Genomic DNA, 268 nt, shown 5'->3' on the forward strand with positions numbered 1-268 from the left:
AGTTTCACCCTCCTTTTTTAAAAAATTAAGAGCAAGCCCCGAAAGACTTGCCCTAAACAGTATTACTTCTTAAAAACACCTAAAAACATATCCTTCGCCATGCCTAATACATCATCAAAAAATTCTGGGAAGAAAGCTTTTAATGCTCCCAAAGCGACCGCAATTAACACCGCCGCTATTGCTCCATAACCAATTTCCGTAGTATGTTGTGATATCATTTTTCATTTCTCCTTTAATTATCTTTTTTTAATACATTCCTTCTGTAATA

1 protein-coding gene is annotated in these 268 nt (G+C 34.7%); it reads right to left on the minus strand.

What is annotated here, in order from left to right; all coding sequences use genetic code 11:
* Positions 1 to 62: 62 nt before the first annotated feature.
* Positions 63 to 218 (minus strand): hypothetical protein, encoded by a 156-nt coding sequence (locus R0J87_RS20895; RefSeq protein ID WP_410612049.1) that lies wholly within the window; start codon positions 216 to 218, stop codon positions 63 to 65.
* Positions 219 to 268: the final 50 nt, after the last annotated feature.

The sequence above is a fragment of the Halomonas sp. SIMBA_159 genome (genome assembly GCF_046536035.1).
GTDB classification, from domain to species: Bacteria; Pseudomonadota; Gammaproteobacteria; order Pseudomonadales; family Halomonadaceae; genus Vreelandella; species Vreelandella venusta_A.

Coding starts and splice junctions, on each gene's coding strand:
- R0J87_RS20895 (WP_410612049.1), bottom strand. CDS start 218: ATGATATCACAACATACTACGGAAATTGGTTATGGAGCAATAGCGGCG.